22 protein-coding genes are annotated in these 22,302 nt (G+C 64.9%); 14 read left to right on the forward strand and 8 right to left on the reverse strand.

All coding sequences use genetic code 11. From position 1 onward, the window contains the following. A partial coding sequence (locus VNW74_RS04340; RefSeq protein WP_325675373.1) for a DUF6065 family protein occupies positions 1–613 on the reverse strand: 613 nt, incomplete at its 3' end. 161 nt (positions 614–774) lie between these two features. Between VNW74_RS04340 and VNW74_RS04345 the strand changes: the two genes are divergently transcribed. Together VNW74_RS04345 and VNW74_RS04350 are read left to right on the forward strand one after the other, a co-directional pair. Further along, positions 775–1,674 (forward strand): metal-dependent hydrolase, encoded by a 900-nt coding sequence (locus tag VNW74_RS04345; RefSeq protein WP_325675374.1) that lies wholly within the window; start codon positions 775–777, stop codon positions 1,672–1,674. Continuing rightward, positions 1,674–2,789 (forward strand): PDR/VanB family oxidoreductase, encoded by a 1,116-nt coding sequence (locus VNW74_RS04350; protein WP_325675375.1) that lies wholly within the window; start codon positions 1,674–1,676, stop codon positions 2,787–2,789. The genes VNW74_RS04345 and VNW74_RS04350 overlap by 1 nt, the downstream gene beginning before the upstream one ends. Positions 2,790–2,799: 10 nt before the next feature. On the opposite strand, the gene VNW74_RS04355 is transcribed toward VNW74_RS04350, so the two are convergent. Continuing rightward, positions 2,800–3,663, reverse strand: coding sequence for an SCP2 sterol-binding domain-containing protein (locus tag VNW74_RS04355; protein ID WP_325675376.1), 864 nt, complete (start codon positions 3,661–3,663; stop codon positions 2,800–2,802). Positions 3,664–3,764: 101 nt separating this feature from the next. On the opposite strand from VNW74_RS04355, the gene VNW74_RS04360 reads away from it, so the two are divergent. Together VNW74_RS04360 and VNW74_RS04365 are read left to right on the forward strand one after the other, a co-directional pair. After that, positions 3,765–4,385 (forward strand): TetR/AcrR family transcriptional regulator, encoded by a 621-nt coding sequence (locus VNW74_RS04360; RefSeq protein ID WP_325675377.1) that lies wholly within the window; start codon positions 3,765–3,767, stop codon positions 4,383–4,385. 46 nt (positions 4,386–4,431) lie between these two features. Beyond that, on the forward strand, positions 4,432–4,728 hold the full coding sequence (locus VNW74_RS04365) for a LapA family protein (protein ID WP_325675378.1): 297 nt from the start codon (positions 4,432–4,434) through the stop codon (positions 4,726–4,728). 27 nt (positions 4,729–4,755) lie between these two features. On the opposite strand, the gene VNW74_RS04370 is transcribed toward VNW74_RS04365, so the two are convergent. Then, positions 4,756–5,184 carry a type II toxin-antitoxin system Rv0910 family toxin gene (locus VNW74_RS04370; protein WP_325675379.1) on the reverse strand — a complete coding sequence of 143 codons (429 nt, stop codon included), beginning with the start codon at positions 5,182–5,184 and terminating at the stop codon, positions 4,756–4,758. Between the two features lie 63 nt (positions 5,185–5,247). Continuing rightward, positions 5,248–5,811, reverse strand: coding sequence for a hypothetical protein (locus VNW74_RS04375; protein WP_325675407.1), 564 nt, complete (start codon positions 5,809–5,811; stop codon positions 5,248–5,250). 150 nt (positions 5,812–5,961) lie between these two features. Here VNW74_RS04375 and VNW74_RS04380 point away from each other — a divergent pair, with 150 nt between their 5' ends. Next, positions 5,962–6,984 carry a DNA topoisomerase IB gene (locus VNW74_RS04380; RefSeq protein ID WP_325675380.1) on the forward strand — a complete coding sequence of 341 codons (1,023 nt, stop codon included), beginning with the start codon at positions 5,962–5,964 and terminating at the stop codon, positions 6,982–6,984. Positions 6,985–7,038: 54 nt separating this feature from the next. Here the strand turns inward: VNW74_RS04380 and VNW74_RS04385 are convergent, their stop codons facing one another. Beyond that, positions 7,039–7,386, reverse strand: a complete 348-nt coding sequence (locus VNW74_RS04385) for an aminopeptidase (RefSeq protein ID WP_325675381.1) — start codon at positions 7,384–7,386, stop codon at positions 7,039–7,041. Positions 7,387–7,626: 240 nt separating this feature from the next. Between VNW74_RS04385 and VNW74_RS04390 the strand changes: the two genes are divergently transcribed. After that, positions 7,627–9,345 (forward strand): DUF4407 domain-containing protein, encoded by a 1,719-nt coding sequence (locus tag VNW74_RS04390; RefSeq protein WP_325675382.1) that lies wholly within the window; start codon positions 7,627–7,629, stop codon positions 9,343–9,345. 256 nt (positions 9,346–9,601) lie between these two features. Then, positions 9,602–10,219 carry a peptidoglycan endopeptidase gene (locus tag VNW74_RS04395; RefSeq protein ID WP_414686594.1) on the forward strand — a complete coding sequence of 206 codons (618 nt, stop codon included), beginning with the start codon at positions 9,602–9,604 and terminating at the stop codon, positions 10,217–10,219. 25 nt (positions 10,220–10,244) lie between these two features. Here VNW74_RS04395 and VNW74_RS04400 read toward each other — a convergent pair whose 3' ends face one another. Further along, positions 10,245–11,495 (reverse strand): sulfotransferase, encoded by a 1,251-nt coding sequence (locus tag VNW74_RS04400; protein ID WP_325675384.1) that lies wholly within the window; start codon positions 11,493–11,495, stop codon positions 10,245–10,247. 28 nt (positions 11,496–11,523) lie between these two features. On the opposite strand from VNW74_RS04400, the gene VNW74_RS04405 reads away from it, so the two are divergent. The 6 genes from VNW74_RS04405 (at position 11,524) to VNW74_RS04430 (ending at position 16,757) form a co-directional block, all read left to right on the forward strand. After that, on the forward strand, positions 11,524–12,099 hold the full coding sequence (locus VNW74_RS04405; protein ID WP_325675385.1) for a TetR/AcrR family transcriptional regulator: 576 nt from the start codon (positions 11,524–11,526) through the stop codon (positions 12,097–12,099). Next, positions 12,096–13,214, forward strand: a complete 1,119-nt coding sequence (locus VNW74_RS04410; protein ID WP_325675386.1) for a DUF1214 domain-containing protein — start codon at positions 12,096–12,098, stop codon at positions 13,212–13,214. The genes VNW74_RS04405 and VNW74_RS04410 overlap by 4 nt, the downstream gene beginning before the upstream one ends. A gap of 110 nt (positions 13,215–13,324) precedes the next feature. Beyond that, positions 13,325–14,077, forward strand: a complete 753-nt coding sequence (locus tag VNW74_RS04415; protein ID WP_325675387.1) for a cutinase family protein — start codon at positions 13,325–13,327, stop codon at positions 14,075–14,077. A gap of 105 nt (positions 14,078–14,182) precedes the next feature. Beyond that, complete coding sequence (locus VNW74_RS04420; RefSeq protein WP_325675388.1) at positions 14,183–15,271, forward strand: diacylglycerol kinase; 1,089 nt, start codon at positions 14,183–14,185, stop codon at positions 15,269–15,271. Positions 15,272–15,311: 40 nt separating this feature from the next. Then, positions 15,312–16,007, forward strand: a complete 696-nt coding sequence (locus tag VNW74_RS04425; protein WP_325675389.1) for an alpha/beta hydrolase — start codon at positions 15,312–15,314, stop codon at positions 16,005–16,007. A 162-nt stretch (positions 16,008–16,169) separates the two neighbouring features. Continuing rightward, on the forward strand, positions 16,170–16,757 hold the full coding sequence (locus VNW74_RS04430) for a hypothetical protein (protein WP_325675390.1): 588 nt from the start codon (positions 16,170–16,172) through the stop codon (positions 16,755–16,757). A gap of 11 nt (positions 16,758–16,768) precedes the next feature. On the opposite strand, the gene VNW74_RS04435 is transcribed toward VNW74_RS04430, so the two are convergent. Beyond that, positions 16,769–17,995, reverse strand: coding sequence for a cytochrome P450 (locus VNW74_RS04435; RefSeq protein WP_325675391.1), 1,227 nt, complete (start codon positions 17,993–17,995; stop codon positions 16,769–16,771). A 205-nt stretch (positions 17,996–18,200) separates the two neighbouring features. On the opposite strand from VNW74_RS04435, the gene VNW74_RS04440 reads away from it, so the two are divergent. Continuing rightward, positions 18,201–21,464 (forward strand): LuxR family transcriptional regulator, encoded by a 3,264-nt coding sequence (locus VNW74_RS04440; RefSeq protein WP_325675408.1) that lies wholly within the window; start codon positions 18,201–18,203, stop codon positions 21,462–21,464. Between the two features lies 1 nt (position 21,465). Here VNW74_RS04440 and VNW74_RS04445 read toward each other — a convergent pair whose 3' ends face one another. Beyond that, complete coding sequence (locus VNW74_RS04445) at positions 21,466–22,293, reverse strand: sugar phosphate isomerase/epimerase family protein (protein ID WP_325675392.1); 828 nt, start codon at positions 22,291–22,293, stop codon at positions 21,466–21,468. Positions 22,294–22,302 lie beyond the last annotated feature (9 nt).

Raw genomic sequence — 22,302 nt, forward strand, 5'->3', positions numbered from 1 at the left:
GAAGAAACAACTCATGCTTCCGCTGCAGATCTTCGTCAGACTCGATGCGCCTGAGTTCGGGGGCGAACTCTTCAAGCTCGGCTCGGCGCTGCGGGACGATCATGCAGATCGGCTCGTCGACCTCGAATCGCACCGGCATCATTTTGCGGGTGAATTTCCAGCTCATGCTGAAACTCGCACTTGCCCAGTCGGTTTCGACCATGCCCTCTAACGGACACACGGCGTCCTTCGGATAGTTTGCCGGTCCGCGGACCAACAGGTTATAGCCCGGCGGAGTGCGAAACAGCAGCGGCAGATGCCAAGTCAGGATGCCGTTACCGAAATGGCTGGAGGGCAGGAACTGACCGGTGTCGCGATTATCGGGTCTGATCATCACGTCCACGTCGCCTTGCTGACCGAACCACGTAGCGGTGAACCCGCACCGATTACGCAACTCCCAGCCGCTCTGGTTGGCGATCAGCATGGGCAAACACCGATTAGGCCAACCTTTACGCAGCTCTGCCATCTCTGACATCCACTCCCGGCTAATGGGCGCCGGGGTAATCTGCGGTGCGTTATCACGGGTGATGAACCCGATCAGTGGACGGGCCGGCCCATTGGACTCGTCACTCATCCGATCCTCGATTCGCTGGGGATACCCGTCATGCGTCGGCGGGTCTCGCGGTGATGCCCACACGTCCAAGCAGGAACAGTACCGCCCGACTGCCGCCGGACCTCCTTTGACCTTTGCGCTCGTGGTGATCAGAATTGAGCGCAAACCGGGGAGGAGGTCTCATGTTGCGACCACGCCGGTTCGAGGACGAATACGATCCGGGTCCGGTCCAGATCCAGGCCCGTAAGGTTCACTTCGACGTTTCCGACGTCGCGCTGCACTGGATTCCCGGGCATCCAGTGGCCTCCAATTTCGCCAGCCTGCTCAACATCGTGCTGCCCCCGATCGAGCGCTGGTTCGTCGCGGTTTTCAACGAGGCGCTGCCGCTGGTCAAAGATCCGAAACTGGCCGAGGACATGCGCGGATTCATTGGTCAGGAAGCAACGCACGCCGACGTCCACCAGCAGGTGCTCCACGACCTGATGGTGGCTCGCGGCGTCGACCCCAAGCCGCTGCTTGACCAGGTGGATTTCATCTTTTCCCGCACGCTGGCGCCCAGCACCTCCCCCGACCCGAAACGCCGGCTCAGCCACCTGTGCGACCGGCTTTGGCTCATCGCCGCGATCGAGCACTACACCGCGGTGCTCGGTGACTTCGTCCTCAACTGCCGCTGGGAGGATTACGGCGCCGATCCCACCATCGCCGACTTGTTCCGCTGGCACGGCAGCGAGGAAGTCGAACACCGCAATGTCGCCCACGACGTCGCCGCCTACTTCCACAACAGCTATCCGGACCGGATTCGGTCAATGGTGATGGCGGTGACGATGGTGTTCGTCTTTTTCCAGCGCGGCACCTGGTACCTGACGAAAACCGACCCCGACATCGACATCAGCTGGTGGAAAATGCAGTGGCTGCGGGCGCTGGATTCCAAGCATGGGCTGCTTCCAACATTCCGTAAACTGTTCGGCTCCAACACTTTGATGTACTTTCGGCCCGGCTTCTCACCCGAGGAGATGGGTTCGACGGCGCAGGCTGTGGCGTATCTGGCAAGTTCCCCCGCGGCGCGCGCTGCGCATCTTTGATGGGTGTCTTTGACGGGTTCCGGCAGGCGCCGCCGAGCGCCTCGGGTCGCTCGGCGCACGACGTACTGCTCGGCCTCGCCGACGCCGCGGTCACCGGACTGTGGGCGTTGTCGGGGTCGATCAGGCGCGTCGGGGTGCCGGCCCAGCACGATCGCAGCATCACCCTGACGGTGGTGGGACGCAGGGTGGTCGCCCACGATCAGGATGTGGTCACGCTGACCTTCGCCGACGCCGACGGTGCGCCTCTGCCGCCCTGGCGTCCCGGCGCACACCTCGACATCCACCTGCCCAGTGGACGGGTACGGCAATACTCGCTGTGCGGCGACCCAGCGCGCCCGGACGCCTATCGTATTGCGGTGCGGCGCATTCCCGACGGTGGCGGCGGCTCGGTCGAAGTGCACGAAACCCTCGGCGTCGGCAGTCAGGTCACCACGCACGGGCCGCGCAACGCCTTTCCGTTGACGGTGCCCGGCTACGGATCGCCGACGCGGCGTTTGCGGTTCGTTGCCGCCGGGATCGGCATCACGCCGATCCTGCCGATGATGCGCCACGTCGAAGGCCTCGGCGTCGAGTGGTCGATGATCTATGCCGGCCGCAGCCGTGACAGCCTGCCGTTCCTCGATGAAGTGGCGGAGTTCGGCGACCGCGTCGAAATCCGCACCGACGATCACAGTGCTTCCAGCGGGGTGCCGACGCCGGCTCAGCTGCTGGGTGACTGTGCCGACGGCACGGCGGTGTATGCCTGTGGGCCCGCGCCGATGTTGACCGCGATTCGCGCTCAGCTCGCGGGCCGTGACGACGTCGAGTTACATTTCGAGCGTTTCGCCGCGCCTCCGGTGATCGACGGCGAGGCGTTCAGCGTCTGCGTCGCCTCGACGGGCGCCACGGTGCCGGTCGGCGCCGAGGAGACACTGCTGTCGGCGTTGCAGCGGGCCGATGTCTGGCCGCCGTACTCGTGCCGACAGGGCTTCTGCGGAACCTGCCGTACCCGGGTGCTCGACGGCCGCGTCGACCACCGCGACACGCTGCTCACCGAGCCCGAGCGTGCCGACGGAATGATGCTGGTGTGCATTTCGCGCGCTGCGAAAGGACAGCGGCTCACCCTCGACCTGTAGCGCAACGCCGCTACGGGGTGGCCAGCAGGGTGCCGAACTTGGCCGCCAACCACGGCTTGCGTCCGCCGGCCCGAAGCTTGCCGCGGAGAAGTACGGGGAGCTGCCGCACTCGGCCACCGCCGACAAGCAGGAACGCGGCCGGGTCGGCGGTGATCACACAGTCGGCCTTCTCCCCTGCCGCGGTGACAACACAGGTGCCGTTGGCGATCGCCATCCGATAGCGACACCCGCCGTGCATCCGTATTTCGAAGCTGATGTTCAGGCCCTTGGTATGCGATGACCGAAGGTATTCCGGCGCAAGCGAAAGCACAGCGGGTATCACCAGCAGCGCATCTTCGCGCCCAATGCTCCACGGCCGACGCCCGGCGCGCGCGATATCCAGACCGTGAATCAATTGCTCGCCCAGCAACAAGCAGGTCATCACGGCTGGTTCGAGTACCAGGCCGTCGGCGGTGAGGACCTCGACGCGTTCGGATGTATCGATCGCGGAGGCAACGGATAAGTAGCTCGCGGCGGTCTCTTCCAATATCTCGGCGAGTTGGCGCAGGTCGCGTTCGGGAACGTCGATCAGGTGCCGGTCATTGACCGCAGTCCTGGCCCGCGCCGGCGATCCGTCCGGAATGTCGATCGCGGCGTCATCGCCGTTTACATGTCTGGCCAGCGCTTCGGTGTATTCACGCATGTCAGCCACAATGTGTGCCGCCGTCTGGCCGGCTGTCCAAGCGAGCCCGGGCACCGGCGCTGCCGAGTCCGCAACGCTGCGCCACAGTTGGGCGCCGCGGGTGACTGCAGCGGCCAGTGCGCTTCGGGCGTGAGCGTCGGCACGCCGGACGTCGTCAACCGGCCCAGCGGACACGGCGGGGATAGTTTTCATCAGGAGCACCTTCCGTCCGACTAACTTGAGATAGTGTCACTATGTCACATAGTTCTACTATGTCAATAGGCTAGGGCGATCCGTGCACGGGAGTGAGAGGCATGTCCGAGTCGACACCGCAGTCATCGTCGCTGCGCGCCCAGCAGGTTGCGCAGACCCGGGAGTCGCTGATCCGTGCAGGACGGGAGTTGTTTGGCCAGAAGGGATTTCGACAGACTTCTGTGGAGGATTTGGCACGCGCCGCTCGAGTCACGACTGGCGCGCTCTACCACCACTTCCCCACCAAGACCGCACTTTTTGAAGCGGTCTTCGAGCATGCGCACACCGAGTTGATGGCCGCGTCGATGGCAGCCGCGCAGGATGCGACCGATGACCTCGACGTGCTGGCACGCGGCTTCGAGACGTTCCTTGACGCCATATTGGAATCGGACATACAACGCATCCTCATTCTGGATGGCCCCGCGGTACTGGGCCTAGCGCGCTTCACCGAACTGGATGAGCGTTACGCATTCGCCGTTATCGTGGCGGGGCTTCGGGCCGCCACCGAAGCCGGCGCACTTCGAGTCGACGATCCCGAGACCGTCACCCGACTGCTGTTCGGTGCGCTGAACCGCGGCGCGATGCTGATTGCGAACTCACCCGATCCCGTCGCGACCCGGCACGCGGTCGCGCTGTCCATGCGCGCGCTGTTGGCCGGTTTCGTCGCCCCCGCCTCCGGCTAGTGGGCAAAGCCGTTTTCTCGCTCCCGGATCCGGGTAGTCGATCTGCATGGCAGGCACCTCGCGCGACCCGATTGACCATCACCGGACGACGGAGCCACGCGCCGGCGAATCGATGAAGAGCGCCGTGAAGACGCCCGGGTTTGTTTTGTTGGCTGCCGGCCTGGTGGCATTCGTGGTTTGCCTGGCCAGCTTCGCCCAGAGACAGGTCGGGATCGGAGTCGGCGCGGTCGCAGTCGCTTTGCTCGCGTCTGGTGCGGGCTTCGCCTGGCTGGGCATGGAATCCAGACGGATCCGCCAAGTCCAACGGGACTGGAAAACCGCCCACGACGGCGGGACCGAATGAGCGAACGCGCTCTCCGGTTCGCGGGAGTTATTGCAAGGCAGCCAAGTTGCAGATCGATTTATGAATATCGGATCTGATGATCCTCGCGACGAGTCGCCCGATTGGCCCATTGAGGACACCGCCGGTCACGTCGGAGGTCATATTAAAGGTTGACCCGGGGTGGTTGTCGGCGACCGTCATCGCCACCGCAATCCGGACCCCGCCACGGCCGCGGCCGGACAATTCGATCGCTTTTGGTTCGTCGTAGCGCGTAACCGTCCAATGGATGACGTTGCGAAAGCCTTTCACCTTGATGCAAGAGGACACCCGCGTGCCCTTCTCGATTTTATTAGGCACCGGTCCGCGCCAGCCCGCGAAAATGGTCATCCAGTCGCCGAAACGATTCAAATCGGACGCCAGCTTCCAGGCGGATTCCGGGGAAAGATCGGACGACGTCGAAACATCCACTCGGGCCACCGCGCTTAGATACCCCGGCATTGTCGCGGGATAAACCCGGCGTCCAGCGGCCCGGTCAGGCGGTCAGATGCCGGTCCAGGTCTGATCGAGTTGCTCTGCCACATCGATGACTTGCGCCTTTTGCGATCCGGGCGAATCGATTTCCTCAGCGACGTACTGCGCGATAAAGCGCCGGATCTCCCCGTCGACGCCTGCGACGATGCGCAACAGCTCACCGCGGATGCTCGTCGACGACACGTGGACGGTGATGTCGGACGAGCGCGGCTTGGCGACGTCGACGATCAGCAACAGCGGCTCGGCGGCGCGTGCGGTCGCGTTCAGTTTGATGTCGCCGTCGACCTTAAACCGCTGCTTGTCCAGGCGTAGGTCGAGGAGCAGATCGATCACAAGCGGGATGTGGATATCAAAAGTGATGCTGTCGCCGACGTTACGGCTGACCTGGGGCTGCTTGATCGTCACCTTGGCGCTGACTTTGGCGATCTTGCCTGGCCCCTGCGCCATTGGCTCCATGTCGAACTCGTTGCCGGCGATCGCGGCGAACGCGGCGCCGACCCGTTCCGCCGTCACGGCCACTTCGAAGAATCGCCGTCCAAAATCCTCGTAGCTGACATAGTCGTAGCCCTGCATAAGTGAATACCGTCTCACGTCGTCTTCCAACACTGCGGCTGATCCGATCGTGTCGGCCGAAACCGCCTTTTTCCAGAGGTGTTAGGCAAATAACGCTGTGGGTAATCCAGCGATGTCACGTCTGCTTTCCGACCGTAGCGAGGGACTCAGGTGAGGTTGCGCAGAAGCGCTGTTGACGGCCCCGGGTTTCGTCGTGTTCGTCGCGGCCGTGGCTTCTCTTACGTCTCAACTTCGGCAGCTCGTCGCGCCTCGGTCGATGCCGAATCGCTTGAGCGGATCGAGGCGCTGGTGATTCCACCGGCGTGGAAGAACGTGTGGATCTGTCCGTATCCCAACGGCCACATCCAGGCAATCGGCACCGACGCCGCCGGCCGCCGTCAGTATCTCTACCACGAACGTTGGCAGGCCGAGCGGTCCGAGGAGAAGTACGACCGGGCACTGAGCCTGGCCAAACACCTGCCCGCCTGGCGCGTCCAACTGCTCGCCGACCTGCGTGGGCGCGGACTGGGACGCGATCGCGTACTGGCGCTGGCTCAGCATCTGATCGATCAGGGCTATTTCCGTGCCGGTGGTGAGGAGTACGCCGAGGAGAATGGCAGCTTCGGATTGGCCACCCTGCTCCGTGAGCATGTGCACGTACACCGGGACAGCGTGGAATTCGATTATCCCGCCAAAAGCGGAGTGCGCCGGACGGTTTCGTTGGAAGACCCGCTTGTGATCAAAGCGATGCGATCGTTGTTGCGTTCCGAAACGAGGACGCCCCGGCTACTCGCCTACCGCACGTCGGAAGGCTGGTGCGAGGTGCACGCTGACGACCTCAACACCCGGTTCCGGGAGGTAGTGGGTGAGGACTTCAGCGTCAAGGATCTGCGGACATGGCACGGCACGGTGCTGGCCGCCGAGGCGTTCGCCATCGCGCGTGAACCGACGTCAACGACGGCTCGCCGTCGCGAGGAAGCGGCCGTGATGCGCGCAGTGGCTGAAGAATTGGGCAACACGCCGGCGGTAGCGCGGCGCTCCTACGTGGATCCGCGCGTCATCACGGCCTACGAAGAGGGCATCACCATCGCCCCGGCATTGCGCCGGGTCCGACGCCAGCGAACGCCGGAGGCGCGGCGCGAAACAATCGAACGGGCTACCACGAGGATGATCAGACGCGTCGCGCAGAGTTGACCGATGAGTTTTCAAAGTGGCTTTGGTCGAACGCAATACGCGCCACGACGAGCGTCAGAAACCGTCCGATGCGGCTGAGCGGGCACCGCGCACGAAAAATGCTGCGGCCACAGCGATCGCGCCGATCGCGGTCACCGGAATCGTCCACGACCGCCGACCGGAGAGCGCCGATTGGCATTGGGCCACAAAATCGGTGTGCGGGATGATCTGGTTGAGAATCGGAATGTTCGCCACCGACTTGTTATTCGCCGCGCGCGCGTTGGACAGGTCAGAGATCGCAGCGTTCCCACACCCGAGGCTGCCGCCGTTTCCGTCCGAAACCGAAACCGGCACCAACAACCCGATGATGCCGACGACCAGCACCAATGCCCCCACCACCAGAACAAACCGCCGCAATGTCACACCGCGCTCCTTTGCCCGTTGCCAGTCGCCAGGAAGCTAAACATCGGCCTCGATACGAAACGTACGACGCTGCGAGCCTTCGCGGCCACGATTATGCGAGAATTCAGCCATCGCACCGGCGCGAACCGGGCTGGCCGGTTTTGGTCGCGTTGTTAATCGCGCCACACATCCATCCCGTCGATTCGGTGTTCCCGGCCTTGGCCTGTCAGGCTGGCAGAACCTGGAGGTGTTTTCAGTCCGATGTGCGCCCATAAAGTGACCGAACCGCGAACCCGCGGCTCACAGATCGAGGCCCTGCTCACCTGGGTCGGTGGCGGAGAGCGCCGCGAACTCGACGAGCATCACGAGCGCTCTGCGCACGCGATCGCCGGTGTTGTGGTGATCCTCAATGCCACGCTGGCCTGGCTGGTGACAACAGTCGACATCCTGGAAGCCGCACGCTGGCCAGTGCTGGCCGTGGTGCCGTTCACCCTGGTGTTCGGCCTGCTGGTGGGCGCGATCACCCGCGGGATTGCCAGCGGACCGCTGCACGGGATACGCGGAATCGTCGGACGTGCCCTGGTGGCGATTGCCGTCGGCATGGTGGTGGGCGAGTTCGCCGCCCTGGCGGTGTTCTCCGGGTCGATCGACCGGCGGCTCGAGCTGCAGGCCGCACGCAATGCCGATTCGGCGCCAGGGGTCGTGCAGGCATCGATGAGCTTGGCGCAACTGCGCGACACCCGAGTCGCGCTCGACAAGGCCGTTGACACCGCACGCGTCCACCGCGACGAGGCACTAGAGGTCGCGCGCTGCGAATACCATCCAACCCCGGCCTGCCCGCAGACCCGCATCACCGGCGTGCCCGGTTCTGGGCCCGAAACCCGAACGGCCAACGAGCTTCTCGCAGATTCTCAGCGCGAGCTGGACGCCGCCGTCGTCGCTCGCGATCGCCAAGCTGCTGATTTGGACTTGAAAATCGGCCACGGCGAGCGGGTCCTGTCCACAGCGCATCAATCCGCGGCCGCGGAAGTCGATCATGGCTTGGGGGCGCGGTGGCTCGCCATGCAGGACCTGACATTGGCCAGTGCAGGCGCACTGATGCTGCGCCTGCTCACGATCGCGTTCTTCACACTGCTGAGCCTGCTGCCTTTAATCCTGCGACTGTGGCGCGGCGAGACGACCCATGATCGCCACGCAAAAGCCCGTGCCGAACGCGAACGCGCCGAGCTGGAGGCGGAAACGGCGATCGCGGTCAAACGCGCCGAGGTGCGTGCGGCCGCCGAAACGATGTGGGCCGAGCAACAACTGGTCCAGGCTCGACTGGCCGTCGAAGCACAGACCGAGATCGACCGCGCACAGCTTCGCCAGCGAGTGGACGCTGCGCTCGAGGTCGCGAAACCGGTAGTGGAAGACGTCTACCTGCCGATCGCCGCCGAGGCGGAGGCCGCGAGTCTTGCCGCGGCCGAATTGCCCGACGCTGCGCCGAAAGCCGATGCGATCGAGACACCGAATCTGCCCGCGACGGTTGAAACACCCGACGTGCCGGCCACACCCGTGATTCCGACCATCCCGGATGTCACCAAGGCCGCCGCTCGGTGGATTCGTCCGCTGGTTCCGGGGTTTGTTGCGCGCGCGATCGACACCTCGACTCACCCGTTGCGCACGGCGCGCCAGGTATTCGAGGAGGTCGAGGAGATCACCTTCGCGCTCAAGCGCACTCGCAAGATCGTCGTCAATACCGAAGAGAGTGTCGGCCACGGGTCTTTACCCCCATCGGCTGCTATCGACTCCGCGGACGACCGCGACCTTGAAGCGCACCACGATGCGGGACAGTCGGTGTTGTCACAACGTCTATCCGCAAAGCGTGTGGACGACTTGTCGTTAGCGCAGCATGAGCCGCAGCGTGGTGTGACTGGGCGCAAGGGCCCCGCTGAGGTTCGTGCAGCTGATGGCCCACGGCAACTGCCGCCTGCGCAATAGTGGTGAACGACACCGTGTCGTGATCACCCGTTCGAAACGCGCTGTACAAAGGCATTGCAGCGCAATATCGCTCACCAGCGAGAATAACTCTTTCGCCGAAACCGTTTGTGCCGTATGGTTTGCAGAACTGAGACCAAAATCAATGAATATTAAAGATCTGCTTAATCTTTGACGCGTGTTGAATAGCGCTTGAAAGACCTTATCTACCAGCACTTTTTGCGCCGATTTGTAACGTAAGTCATTGCGCATACGAAAAGTGATGGCCGCCACAGATTTTGGTGCGTTTCTGATCTTGTTGTTAACGTCCCGGCCCATGTTTGTTTTAGCAACGCTGATGGGCCTAATCCAGGAGATGTCAGGCACGCCGTATAGCCATGGCTATTCCCCCGCCGGGACGGACTGTTCGGGTCTGGCCTCGTTGGTATCGAATGTCGCTACCGAAAGGCCGGCTTTCGCTGGCAGGTTCAACACCGGCAATGAAGAACGGGCCTTGTTGGCACGCGGCTTCCAGTACGGAACCGCCCCGGGCGCTTTGGTGATCGGCTGGAATGGCGGTCACACCGCGGTGACGCTGCCGGATGGAACACCGGTATCCAGCGGTGAGGGCGGCGGCGTGCGTATTGGTGGCGGTGGGGCATACCAGCCCCAATTCACCCACCACATGTATCTCCCGGTGGATCCCGGTGCGCCAGACGATGCCCCACCGCCGCCATTCGGCCCGGTTCTGGTGAACGCGGTGGCTCCGGCCCCCGACGCGGCTCCCGAGCCACCTCCGCCACCCGCGCCCGGCCCCGATCCCGTCGAGCCGGTGCACAACGAGCTGCCGCCGCCGGATCCCGCACCGGCCCCTGATCAGCCAGCCGAGGCTACCTAGGTCACACATCTGGGCCAGCCGCCCGTCACGCCAGAAAGCGATCCGTATAGCGGCTGAATCGGGCGTGCAGGTCGTGCTCGTCGAGTCCGAACATCTCGGCCGACGTCGCGATCTGGCCCAACCGGCCACGCTGGTGGCCCAAGAGGTAATCGGCCATCGCCGCGCGGGCCGCGTTTGTCAGCGGCTCGCCGGCGAGGTCGTACGCCCGTTCGGCGACACCGAGCTCGTCGGCCATGAAGCCATCGAAGCGGACGTCGGTCGAGCGCTCCGGCGGGATCGCGTCCCGATCGCGCACCAGCGCGTCCAGCATCGTCTGCAAGCGGTTGATCCATGACGCCGCGATCTCCTGCACCGGCACCGGAGCGCAATGCATCCGCGCGGTGTAGGTGAGCATCGCAATCATCGACAGTGCCACCGGCACAGGGTCACGGTGGGTGCACACCACGATCACACCGGGGAAGACGGCGTCCAGCACCGGCAGCTGTTCGAGGTGCTGCGGTGACTTCAGCAGCCAACGGCGGCCGCCGCGCAGAAACTGCAGCGCTTTCAACTGGACGGCCAGGTGCTGGTACGACGATGTCTGGTCGTGCCCCAGGTAGTAGTCGCGCCACCGCGGGACGTACCCGAGAGTCTCGAACAGCATCGAGGAGAAGTCGTTGGCCAGCAGCTGGATCTCCTCGTGCACGTGCTCGGTGGTCATCTCATGCATGAGCGGAAAGAGCGGCATCGCAGCGTTCATGAAGTCGACCGCAGCGTCCATCCGTGCTTTACGCGGATCGGGCTCAACACCAATCTCGGCGGGCAGCGGAAAAGGCTCGACGCTCTCCCAATAAGGGATAGTGCGGAATGTCGTGGCAGCCGCCAGCAGATTGTGCAGATGGGTGGTCCCGGTACGCGGCAGGCCCGCGATCACGACCGGCGGTTGCAACTCGATGTCGTAGATCTCAGGGTGTCGCGCCAGCAGATCATTGAGCAGTAGCCGGTTCTTGAGCCACTGCACCAGCTGCACGTGGAAGTTGACGATTCCCGGCCCGTGCAGGCCGCTGATTTCTCGCAGCGCCGTGAGGTAGAGGTCGAGGCGCTCTCGATAATCGTCAGGCCCAAAATCGCTCAGCCCAGTATCGGCGGTGGCTTTGGTATGCAGCGCTTCGGCATCCAGCGGGCATTCTGGCGCCATCGCCGCCATGAGGTCGCGGATCTGCTCGATCTGGGGGCTGAAACGAGGCTCAGCCAGGTCATTGAGGTGGTGCACGAGGGCGGGAGCGGCGTCGGTCACGGCGACTTATGTTACTCTGAGTTTCGTAATGACGACAGAGCTTGGCCGACCCCGCGATAAGCGCATCGACAGTGCGGTGCTGTGCGCGACGGTCGAATTGCTCGCCGAGACGGGTTACGCCGACCTGTCGGTCGATGCAATCGCCCGGCGGGCCGGCACCAGCAAGCCGGCGATCTATAGGCGGTGGCCTAGCAAGGCGCACCTCGTCCACGAGGCGGTGTTCCCGATCAGCGACGGGACGGCACTGCCCGACACCGGGTCGCTGGCCGGCGACGTGCGCGAGATGGTTCGCCGTACCGCCGACGTGCTGACCACCCCGGCCGCGCGGGCCGCGCTGCCCGGCCTGGTCGGTGAGATGGCGGCCGATCTGACATTGCACTCCGCGCTGCTGGAGCGCTTCGGCGACATCCTCTCGCGGGGCCTGTCGGATCGCTTGGCGGACGCCGTCGCGCGCGGCGAGGTGCGCGCCGATGTCACCGCGGCAGAACTCGTCGAAGTCGTCGCCGGCACCACGTTCCTCGCATTACTCACCCGGGGGGACGCACTCGGCGATTCCTGGGTAGACCGCACAGCCGCTTTCATCACGAGAGGAATCAGCGCGTGACCGACCGTGAGTCCACCGCCGCGTGGCATGAATTACTCGAGACACTTGGCAGCTTGGATCGCTCCTTCCTTGACGGCGACCGCGCCGTCTCCGACGACCGGCATATCGCCGACGGCTACCGCATGATCGCGACCACCCTGGGTGTCGCCTTCGACACCTATCTGTTCGCCGAGCCCAGTCGACCCTTGTTCGTCGACGTCAATACGCCCTTCCGGCGAGATCGACGATGGGGAGGCGACAACACCGACGCTTACTACTGCATCTGCCCGGTCGATCCCAAACGCCGCTATCGCATCAGCGGCAACCGAGGCGACAGCGTCTACTTCTCGCTGACCGCCTACAACGAACCATCGCCGGGCGGGTGGTCGGATCGCATCGTGGCAATCGTCCGCGACGACGACGTTGAGATCGACGCGGCCGGCAACTTCTCGTTCGAACTCGGCCCCACACCAGACGCGGCGGTGCTGATGACCCGCGACTATCAGGCCGACCCGCTGACCGGTCGCCGGGTCAGCTGGCATATCGAGGCGCTCGACGAACCGGAACCGATCCGGCACGGCGATGTCGAGACCGCTGCGCGCCTGCGGGCCAGCGCCGCCTGGCTGCGCACGATGTTCGCGATCCTCCCGCTGGCCGTCGGGGCGCGGGTGGATGACGCGCACGCGCTGGGCCACGAGATCACGCACGCGGCCAATCAGTTCGCCGACCCGTATCAAGTCCCAGACGCCAACTTCGGCTGGTCGGCCCGAGACGCCTGTTACTCCTACGGCAGCTACGTGCTCGACGAAGACGAAGCGCTCGTCATCACCCATCGGCCGCCGTGGTGCAGGTTCTGGAACCTGGTGGTATGGAACCAGTTCATGGCCACCCACGGCGTCACCGATGCGCGCAGCTCGGTCAACGGCCATAGCGCGGCGCTCAACGCAGACGGCTCGGTGACGATCGTCATCTCCCGCGGCATCACGGCGCACCCGAATTCCCTGACCACGCTTGACTATCCCCGTGGCAATCTGGCCTTCCGGTGGTTCCTTGCCGACGAGGTCCCGGCGCGGCCAGAGGCGCGGCTGGTCAAGCTGTCCGAGGCGCCGACGAGCGTTGACACAGCATCGGGCTGAGTCGCGTTGCTTAACCCGGCGTTAACAGCTGCTCGAGAGTGCTACGGCAACCAGATGTAATGTGGAGATTCTTAGTTTATGTAGCCAATCTCGAGGGAATCTTCTGCGTCATGATTGACCGTCACTTGACTCGCCTGTTTGGTGCTGCGGTAGCCACCACATCTGGGCTGCTTGCCACTGTCTTGCCCACCGCCGCCGCTCCTTCCGCATCTGCCCAGGGATGCCCCGACACCGAGGTGGTGTTCGCCCGCGGTACGGGCGAGGATCCGGGTGTCGGCCCGACCGGACAAGCGTTCGTCGACTCCCTGCGCGGGCGCCTGGGCGGAAAGTCTATGGACGTATATCCGGTCAACTACCCCGCCAGCGACCAGTGGTCGACCGGACTCGACGGTATTCGAGACGCCGACGCTCGTGTCATGTCCGAAGCGTCAGCTTGCCCGAACACCCAGATGGTGCTCGGCGGTTACTCACAAGGCGCAGCCGTGATGGGCTTCGTCACTTCAGCTGCGGTCCCGGATTCGATACCACCCGATGTCGATCCGGCAACCCTCCCTAAACCTCTGGACCCGGCCCTAGCAAGCCACGTCGCTGCGGTCGTGCTGTTCGGATCGCCCAACGTGCGGGCGATGAACTTCCTGGGCCAGCCGCAGGTTGTCATCGGACCGCTGTACCAGGCGAAAACCATTCAGGTGTGCGCCGTCGAGGACCCGGTCTGCTCGGACGGGATGAATTTCGCCGCGCATGATTCCTACGTGGACGACGGCCACGTCATTGCTCAGGGAGCGGACTTCGCCGCCAGCCGCCTTGGCTCAGGTGGGGGCGCGCACGGAGTTGCCTCCCCGCGTCAAGGCTTTGGAGACTGACGTCCAGGGGTAGCAGGCATCGTCACGCCACCGTGGTCGGATTCGGTGCCCTGGACTAGCGTCTAGAAACGTCTGTGCGCTGGCATCCAGGGACGGAGGACACTCATGGCGATCCGCGTTGCCCACGTCGGCACCGGGAATGTCGGTCGTCTGGCGTTGATCGAGCTGGTCAGCAATCCTCAATTCGAACTGACCGGGCTGTGCGTCTCGTCGCCGGAGAAGGTGGGCAAGGACGCCGGAACACTCGCCGGGGTTGACGTCGCGACCGGCATCACGGCAGTCGACGACCTCGCCGCGGTGCTCGCCACCGCGCCTGAGTGCGTCGTCTACTGCGCGATGGGTGACACCCGCCTGCCCGAGGCGATGGCCGACGTCATGCGCATCCTGGCCGCCGGTATCAACGTGGTCGGATCGTCGCCGGGGCTGCTGCAATATCCGTGGGGTGTGATGCCCGACAAGTACATCGCCCGCATCGAAGGTGCTGCACAGCAAGGCAACTCGAGTATCTTTATCAACGGCGTCGACCCGGGATTTATCAACGACCTGATCCCTTTCGCGCTCGCCGGCACCTGCCAGCGCGTCGAGCAGGTGCGCTGTATGGAGATCGCCGATTACGCAACTTACGACGGCGCAGAGGTGATGCACTACATGGGGTTCGGCCGGCCGTTGGATGACATACCGATGCTGCTGCAACCGGGCATCCTCAGCATCGCCTGGGGCACGGCGATCCGTCAGTTGGCCGCCGGGCTCGGCATCGAGGTCGACGAGATCACCGAGTCATACCAGCGCGAGCCCGCGCCGGAAGATTTCGACATCGCGGTGGGACGGGTGGCCAAGGGAACCCTGGCCGCTTTGCAGTTCGAGATCCGCGGCATGGTCGGCGGCCGCTCCGCGATCGTCATCGAGCACATCACCCGACTGCGCCCGGACCTGCGGCCGGACTGGCCCCAGCCCGCATCGGGCGGCGGATCGTATCGCGTCGAGATCGTCGGGGAGCCTTCCTACGCCGTGGATATCGTCCCGACCAGCCTTAAGGGCGACCACAATCACGCCGCGATCGCCGGCGCCGCCGGCCGGATCGTCAACGCCATCCCGGCGGTGGTCGCGGCGCCGCCGGGAATCAGGACGACGCTCGATTTGCCGCTGATCACCGGGACCGGGCTCTACGCACGGGAGGAAATCGCGGCGATCTAAATGATCGTGCAGCACACCGTCAACCGAAAGGCTGTCCGGCATGAGCCCCACGACCTCGCCCACCGTGGTACTCGTCCACGGAGCCTGGGCTGACGGATCCAGCTGGAGTCGAGTCATCACCGGGCTGCGGCAGGCCGGGATCGAGGTCATAGCCGCCCCCATCCCGTTGACCTCTCTGGCCGACGACGTCGACGCACTGGACCGCACCATCGACAGGACCGAGGGGCCGGTCGTCGTGGCCGGACACGCCTACGCCGGCGGTGTCATCGGGGCCACCAAGCATCCACGCGTGCGTGCGCTGGTCTACGTGGCCGCGTTGGCGCCCGACGAGGGTGAAACCGTGGCCGATGTCTTCTACCGCGATCCCCCGCACCCCGACGCGCCAGAGCTCAAGCCCGACGATCACGGCTGGATCTGGCTGCCCGTCAACGCCTTTGGCAACGCATTCGCCCAGCAGGGAAATCCCGAAGAGCACGCGGTGCTGGCGGCGGTGCAGCGACCGATCGCCGTGCAGTGTATCCAGCAACCTGTACCGAAACCCGGGTGGAAAGACCGCCCATCCTGGTTCCTCATCGCCGAGCAAGACCGGATGATCAACCCGATCACCCAGAAGTTCATGGCCGAACGCATGCACGCCAACGTTCGCATTCACGATGCCGACCATGCTCCGCTGATCACCCGACCGCACACTGTGGTCGACATCATCTCCGAAGCCGTACGCGATGCCAGTACCTAGCTGAAACTCAGTCGCAAGCAAGGCATTTCGAAGATTTGGCGAATTGCGCCAAGTGCACTGTTCTGGGTGTGCCGAAATCGCCGAGAAAGCCAACCTCCGCGCAGATAAATCCGCCCTGGGTTAACGTTTTCCGATTAGCTCGGTGAAAGGGAGTACGGCCCGATGAGGATTTCTCACACGGTGATCGCCGGAGTAGTCGCGGCGTCGATGCTGGCCGGGGTGGCGCTGGCCGGCTGTAGCAGCCACTCGACGTCATCGGCGCCGACTTCGGGATCAATCACCACCACCACGCATGCCCAGGTGAGCGACTACACCACGCTTTTGATCAAGGCCAGCGATATCAAAGCCCCAGAACCTTTCACGGCCGGCCCAGCGGTCAAGAACCCGAACGGCCAACAGGGCGCGACAACCACGTTCAGCGACCAAGACCATTCCCACGCGATCATCGACACTATCCAGGTCCTGCCGGATCCTGCCGCTGCTGCGAACGCGTTGGATTCGGCGAGGGCGACGCAGCATGAAACGCTGCAGGCAAAACCGATGTCGGTTGACGTCGGGGTCGACGGCACGACGATCACTGGAACTTCGCCGGACCGGTCCAAGGGGGTGACGGTGTTGCTGTTCACCGAGGGCAAGGCGTTCGTCAGCCTGGAGTTCGACGGCCCCTCCTACGCGCTGGCACCGCCGGAGTTCATCACCGACGTCGGTGACAAGCAAGACGCCGCGATCAAAAAGGGACTTGGTGGTTAGTGCTGTCCGCTTCAGTATCCGGGGTCGAACTCGAGGGGCAGCGTGGTCGGGCCGGTGATACCGGTCATCTGCTTCCAGCGTGCCGGTCCGCTGCGGCGTGGGTTGGGCATCCGTTTCGCCATCATGCGCAGCGCTTCAATGAGTTCCAGTCGGGCGAGGTGCGAGCCCAGGCAGTAATGCGCACCGCTGCCGAACGACAGGATCGGCGCCGACAACTCACGGGTGATGTCCAGGCGGTCTGGGTCGTCGTAGACGGCTGGGTCACGGTGGGCCGAAGCGATGTTGGCAACCACGAGGGACCCGGCCGGAATGGTCACATCGCCCAATTGGACATCTTCGGCCGCCACTCGAACGAGGGCGAAAACGATTGGGGAATAACGCATCAGCTCGTTGACGGCGTTACCGGCCAGCTCCGGATGCTCGCCTAACAGTGCCCACTGGTCGGGGTGTTGAGACAAGAAGTGAACCGCCGCCGCCAGTTGGTTGCGAGTGGTGTCGGTACCGGCGATAAGGAGAGTGGAGGCGAGCATGACTAGTTCGCGGCGGCTGAGGCGGTCACCGTCTTCCTCGGCGCGGATCAGGTCCGAGATCAGGTCGTCGGTGAGATTGTCCCGCCGTTGGGTGAGCATCTCTTCGAGATAGGCGTCAAGCTCGGCCCACGCCGCGGTGATGGCGGGCTCGTCGTTGGCGACGTTCCATTCGAATACTTTCTTGATGTCATCGGCCCATGCGGAGAACAGCTGCCAGTCCTGACGCGGTACGCCAAGCAGAGCGCAGATGATTGGAGTGGGGTACCGGCGGGCGATATCGGCGACCACGTCGCAGCGCCCGGCGGCGGCGAGCGGGTCGATGAGTTCAGTCATGACGTCGACGATGAGCGTCCTTAGCCGCTCGGCGCCGCGTGGGTTGAATGCTTTTGAGACAAGTCGGCGCAGCCGGTTGTGCGTCTCGCCCTCGAGTCCCAGGATGCTCTGGTTGGCCCTGTCCCACACCGGGCCGGACGTGATGCCCTGCGCGGCCATCACCGGCTTCACCGCAGGGGCGAAGCGGGGGTCGCGTGTCACCACGCGGACCAGTTCGTAGCTCAACACCTCCACTCCGTGTGGTCCCATCGCGATCGGCCCCCGCCGGCGTGCCTGCGCGATGACGCGGTGCGCCTCGTCGGGGTCGGTGAGGTGGTCATAGGCAATCGATGGCAGGCCCGCTTCCAAGACCGTCGGGCAGATGCTGGTTGTCATGATCCGACGATCGCCCAGCGCGAGTCTCAGACCATCCGCCATAACTCGTAGATTTCGACGAGCGGGGGCGTAGATTGCGCCGCCGCGGGCCGCGATCTACGCGTTTGTGCTGATGTTTTGCGGTTCGCGGGGCCCCATGCTGGCTAGCATGAGCGAGATCGATCCCCGCGCGGACCTACCGCTGGTGGACTGGAGCGAGCTGGGCGTGAGCGGGCTGTTGCCGACGGGCACCGTGACGTTGCTGCTGGCCGACGTCGAGGGCTCCACGCGACTGTGGGAAACCCAGCCCGACGAGATGACCGCCGCGATCGCGCGGCTCAACAGCGTCGTGTCGGAGGTCATCGCCACCCACGACGGCGTGCGGCCCGTCGAACAGGGTGAGGGCGACAGCTTCGTGGCGGCGTTCGCCCGCGCCTCCGATGCGGTGGCTGCGGCGCTGGAAATGCAGCGCGCTCCCCTGGCGCCGATCCGGCTGCGGATCGGCGTGCATACCGGCGAAATCCAGTTGCGCGACGAAGGCAACTACGCCGGCCCGACGATCAACCGGACCGCGCGGCTGCGCGATCTCGGCCACGGCGGTCAGACGCTGCTGTCGGGTGCGACGGAAGCGATGGTGCTCGACGCCCTCCCTTCCGACGCGTGGCTGTCCGATCTGGGCACCCATCCGCTGCGGGATCTGCCCCGCCCCGAGCGGGTGGTGCAGCTGTGCCACGCCGACTTGGTGAACGAGTTCCCGCCGTTGCGCGTCTCGAAAATTGTTGTCTCCACGCGGCTTCCGGTGCAGCTCACCAGTTTCGTTGGGCGCCAAGCGGAACTTTCCCAGGTGCGCGAGCTGCTGACCCAAAGCCGACTGCTGACTCTGACCGGTGCCGGCGGAGCCGGTAAAACGCGGCTGGCCATCCAGATCGCGGGCCAGCTTTCCGGCGAATTCAGCGAGTTCCCTCAAGGGATCTGGTATGTGGATCTGGCACCAATCACCGACCCCGAGGTTGTGCCAATCACGGTGGCCCGCACGCTGGGGCTGCCCGACCAACCCGGCCGCTCCACGATGGACACGCTGACCCGATTTGTCGCAGACCATCAAATGCTGATCGTGCTAGACAACTGCGAACATCTACTGGATGCGAGTGCGGCGTTGGTCAATGCGCTGCTCGCAGCGGCGGCGGGATTGACCCTGTTGACGACGAGTCGTGAGCCGATCGGGGTGGCCGGTGAGGTGAGTTGGCGGGTGCCGTCGCTGTCGCTGGCCAACGAGGCCGTCGAACTGTTTACCGACAGGGCCCGCCATGTTCGGCCCGGCTTCGCTGTCAGCGACGACAACGTCGCAACGGTGGGCGAAATCTGCCGTCGCCTGGACGGGTTGCCGCTGGCGATCGAGTTGGCGGCAGCCCGGGTGCGCGCCTTGTCGCTGGTCGAAATCCTCGACAGCCTGCATGACCGGTTCCGGCTGTTGACCGGCGGTGCGCGCACCGCGGTACGCCGCCAGCAGACCCTGCGCGCCTCAGTGGATTGGTCGCACGCGCTGTTGACCGAGCCCGAGCGCGTCTTGTTTCGCCGGCTCGCGGCGTTTATGGGCGGCTCCGACCTCGACGCCGCCCAAGCAGTCGCTGGCTCCGGTGACGTGGAGCGTTATCAGGTGCTGGATCAGCTAGGCCTGCTGGTCGACAAGTCGCTCGTGGTGGCCGACGACAGTCGGGGCCGCACCCGCTACCGGCTGTTGGAGACGGTGCGCCAGTACGCGCTGGAAAAACTTGGCGAGTCCGGCGAGGCGGATGCCGTCCGGTCGCGTCACCGTAATTACTACACGGCGATGGGCGCCGTGCTCGACGCGCCGGCAGGCAGTGATTACGAACAGCGTCTCGAGCAGGCCGAATTGGAAATCGACAATCTGCGGGCCGCGTTTGCGTGGAGTTGCGAAAACGCCGACACCGAGCTCGCCCTGGCGCTGGCGTCGTCAATGCAGCCGCTGTGGCAAGCGCGGGGACGCCTCCGGGAAGGGCTGGCCTTTTTCGACGCGGTCCTCACCGACGAGGTCGCCCAGGACGCGGAAATGGCGGCCGCGGTACGCGCCCGGGCGCTCGCCGACAGGGCAATGCTCGCAACCATTGCGGTCACGACCGGCGGCATGGATCATGCTCAGCAAGCCCTGGCGCTCGCGCGCGACATCGATGACCCGGCCGTGCTGGCCAGGGCGCTGACCGCCTGCGGCTTGACCGCCGCCTACAACGCCGAGCTGGCAGGAGCGTACTTCGCCGAGGCGATCGAACTCGCCCGGGAGCTGGACGATAAGTGGAGGCTCAGCCAGATCCTGACCTTGCAGGCGGCCGCAGCGATCGCCGCCGGTGACCCGATCGAGGCGCGCCTGGCCGCCGAAGAAGGACGCGACCTCGCCGACGCGATCGGTGACCGGTTCAACTCGCGGCACTGCCGCATGTGCCTGGGGTTGGCACAGGCAGTCCAGGGGGAGCTGGCCGGAGCCGCCGCACAATTCCGCGCGGTGGCCGCCGAAGCCGAGGCCGCCCACGACGGGCTCCATGAGGCGATTAGCCTCGCGCATCAGGGCACCGCGCTGGCGCGGCAGGGTGACACCGATGCGGCCCGCGCCGTGGTCGAGGCCAGCCTGGAGTCCGGGTGCGAGTTCGGCGGGCTCGCCGCGAGCGTTGGTTACTTTGCGTTGGCAAACACAGCCTTGGCCGCCGGCGATGTTGGGGCGGCGCTGGCCGCGGCCACGGCGACCTGGGAGCACGGCAGTGTTCTGCCCGGGTACGCGGCACACCTGCGCCCCATCATTGCGCAGGCCACACTGGCGGGCGGGGATCAGATCGCGGCCCGGCGCTGGGCCGACGACGCGGTCGCGACCCCGACGGGCTATGTCCTAATACAGGCGCTGAGCGCGCGCGCCCGCGTGGCGATCGCACAGGGTGAACAAGAGCAGGCTGAGCGTGACGCCCACGACGCGCTCCCACTCGCCGCCGAAATCAAGGCGTACCTGTTTATCCCCGACACCCTGGAATGCCTCGCCGTTCTAGCGGGCGAGGCCGGCAGTCACCGCGAAGCGGCCCGTCTGTTCGGCGCCGCGGAGTCCATCCGGGGACGCATGAGCATCGCTCGCTTCAAGGTGTGGAAGGCCGGCTATGAGGGCTCGGTTGCGGCGCTGCGAAATGCCATGAGCCAGCAAGACTTTGAATCCGCGTGGGCCGAGGGTGCTGTCCTGTCGACCGAGGAAGCGATCGGCTACGCGCAACGCGGCCGCGGCGAACGCAAACGCCCGACCACCGGCTGGGCCTCACTCACGCCCACCGAGCGCGACGTCGTCCGTCTGGTCAGCGAGGGCTTGGGCAACAACGCCATCGCCGCAAGGCTGTTCGTCTCACCGCGCACCGTGCAGAGTCACCTCACCCACGTCTACACCAAACTGGGCCTGAGTTCGCGCGTCCAGCTTGTCCAAGAAGCGGCGCGCCACAGCTGACTCAAGAGGCTTCGTGCGCTTGAGCCAGCAGCGCCCGCGCGTTCTCCACGCCGGGCAGCAACCGGTCGTAGGCACTGACGCCGGCCTCGGCGCGGGAAAGCATCGGCACCTCCAACCCGACGACGCGATCACTTGGCAGGGCCGCGAGCATCTCGGCCAGCGGCAACTCGCCTTCACCCGGCGCCATTCGGTGAAACATGGCCTCCTCGGCGTAGTTGTACTGCCCAGTGGACCGCAACGGGACGTCGCAGAGCTGGATGTGACCGATGCGCTCTGCGGGCAGCGATCGAAGATCGTCCGCGCCGGCGCCGGAGCGGGCCACATGCATCGTGTCGATCAGCAGGCTGATCTCGTCTCGGCCTACGTGTTCGACGGCGGCCATGGCGGTCGGCAGGTCAGCGATGGCCAGGCCGGGAACGGGTTCGACGCTTGTCAGAAGGCCGCGATCGGCGGCCAGGCCGGTGAGCACGGCAAGTTCGTCGAACGTGCGGGCCCGGTCCGCCTCCAAGCTGACCGTGTTGATCCGCGGGATACCCAGTTCGGCCATGATGTCCAGATCGGCGGTGTATGAACGAACGTCGACACCGGGCGCGATGAGCAGGCCCTCCCCCAACGAGATCGACACGCCACGATCGTCCATCGCGGCAAGAAGATCCCGACGCAGCTGAGCATCGTCGCGCAGCGAAAATGGTTGGTATCCAAGTTGTTTGAGTACGAAGCCGTCCAACCCAGTGGTGATATAGCGGCATCCCAGATCGGCGGTCAGGCCGACGTATTCGATCGGCGGCATGCCGAAGACGCAGAGCATCTCAATGCCGAGGCGGTCCATCGCTGTCTT

The sequence above is a fragment of the Mycobacterium sp. genome (assembly GCF_035570115.1).
Lineage (GTDB): Bacteria > Actinomycetota > Actinomycetes > Mycobacteriales > Mycobacteriaceae > Mycobacterium.

What these genes read in the sequence shown, in the direction of transcription:
- VNW74_RS04345 (WP_325675374.1), top strand. Translation starts at nt 775, where the DNA reads ATGTTGCGACCACGCCGGTTCGAGGACGAATACGATCCGGGTCCGGTC.
- VNW74_RS04350 (WP_325675375.1), top strand. Translation starts at nt 1,674, where the DNA reads ATGGGTGTCTTTGACGGGTTCCGGCAGGCGCCGCCGAGCGCCTCGGGT.
- VNW74_RS04355 (WP_325675376.1), bottom strand. Translation starts at nt 3,663, where the DNA reads ATGAAAACTATCCCCGCCGTGTCCGCTGGGCCGGTTGACGACGTCCGG.
- VNW74_RS04360 (WP_325675377.1), top strand. Translation starts at nt 3,765, where the DNA reads ATGTCCGAGTCGACACCGCAGTCATCGTCGCTGCGCGCCCAGCAGGTT.
- VNW74_RS04365 (WP_325675378.1), top strand. Translation starts at nt 4,432, where the DNA reads ATGGCAGGCACCTCGCGCGACCCGATTGACCATCACCGGACGACGGAG.
- VNW74_RS04375 (WP_325675407.1), bottom strand. Translation starts at nt 5,811, where the DNA reads ATGCAGGGCTACGACTATGTCAGCTACGAGGATTTTGGACGGCGATTC.
- VNW74_RS04390 (WP_325675382.1), top strand. Translation starts at nt 7,627, where the DNA reads ATGTGCGCCCATAAAGTGACCGAACCGCGAACCCGCGGCTCACAGATC.
- VNW74_RS04405 (WP_325675385.1), top strand. Translation starts at nt 11,524, where the DNA reads ATGACGACAGAGCTTGGCCGACCCCGCGATAAGCGCATCGACAGTGCG.
- VNW74_RS04415 (WP_325675387.1), top strand. Translation starts at nt 13,325, where the DNA reads ATGATTGACCGTCACTTGACTCGCCTGTTTGGTGCTGCGGTAGCCACC.
- VNW74_RS04420 (WP_325675388.1), top strand. Translation starts at nt 14,183, where the DNA reads ATGGCGATCCGCGTTGCCCACGTCGGCACCGGGAATGTCGGTCGTCTG.
- VNW74_RS04425 (WP_325675389.1), top strand. Translation starts at nt 15,312, where the DNA reads ATGAGCCCCACGACCTCGCCCACCGTGGTACTCGTCCACGGAGCCTGG.
- VNW74_RS04430 (WP_325675390.1), top strand. Translation starts at nt 16,170, where the DNA reads ATGAGGATTTCTCACACGGTGATCGCCGGAGTAGTCGCGGCGTCGATG.
- VNW74_RS04435 (WP_325675391.1), bottom strand. Translation starts at nt 17,995, where the DNA reads ATGACAACCAGCATCTGCCCGACGGTCTTGGAAGCGGGCCTGCCATCG.
- VNW74_RS04445 (WP_325675392.1), bottom strand. Translation starts at nt 22,293, where the DNA reads ATGGACCGCCTCGGCATTGAGATGCTCTGCGTCTTCGGCATGCCGCCG.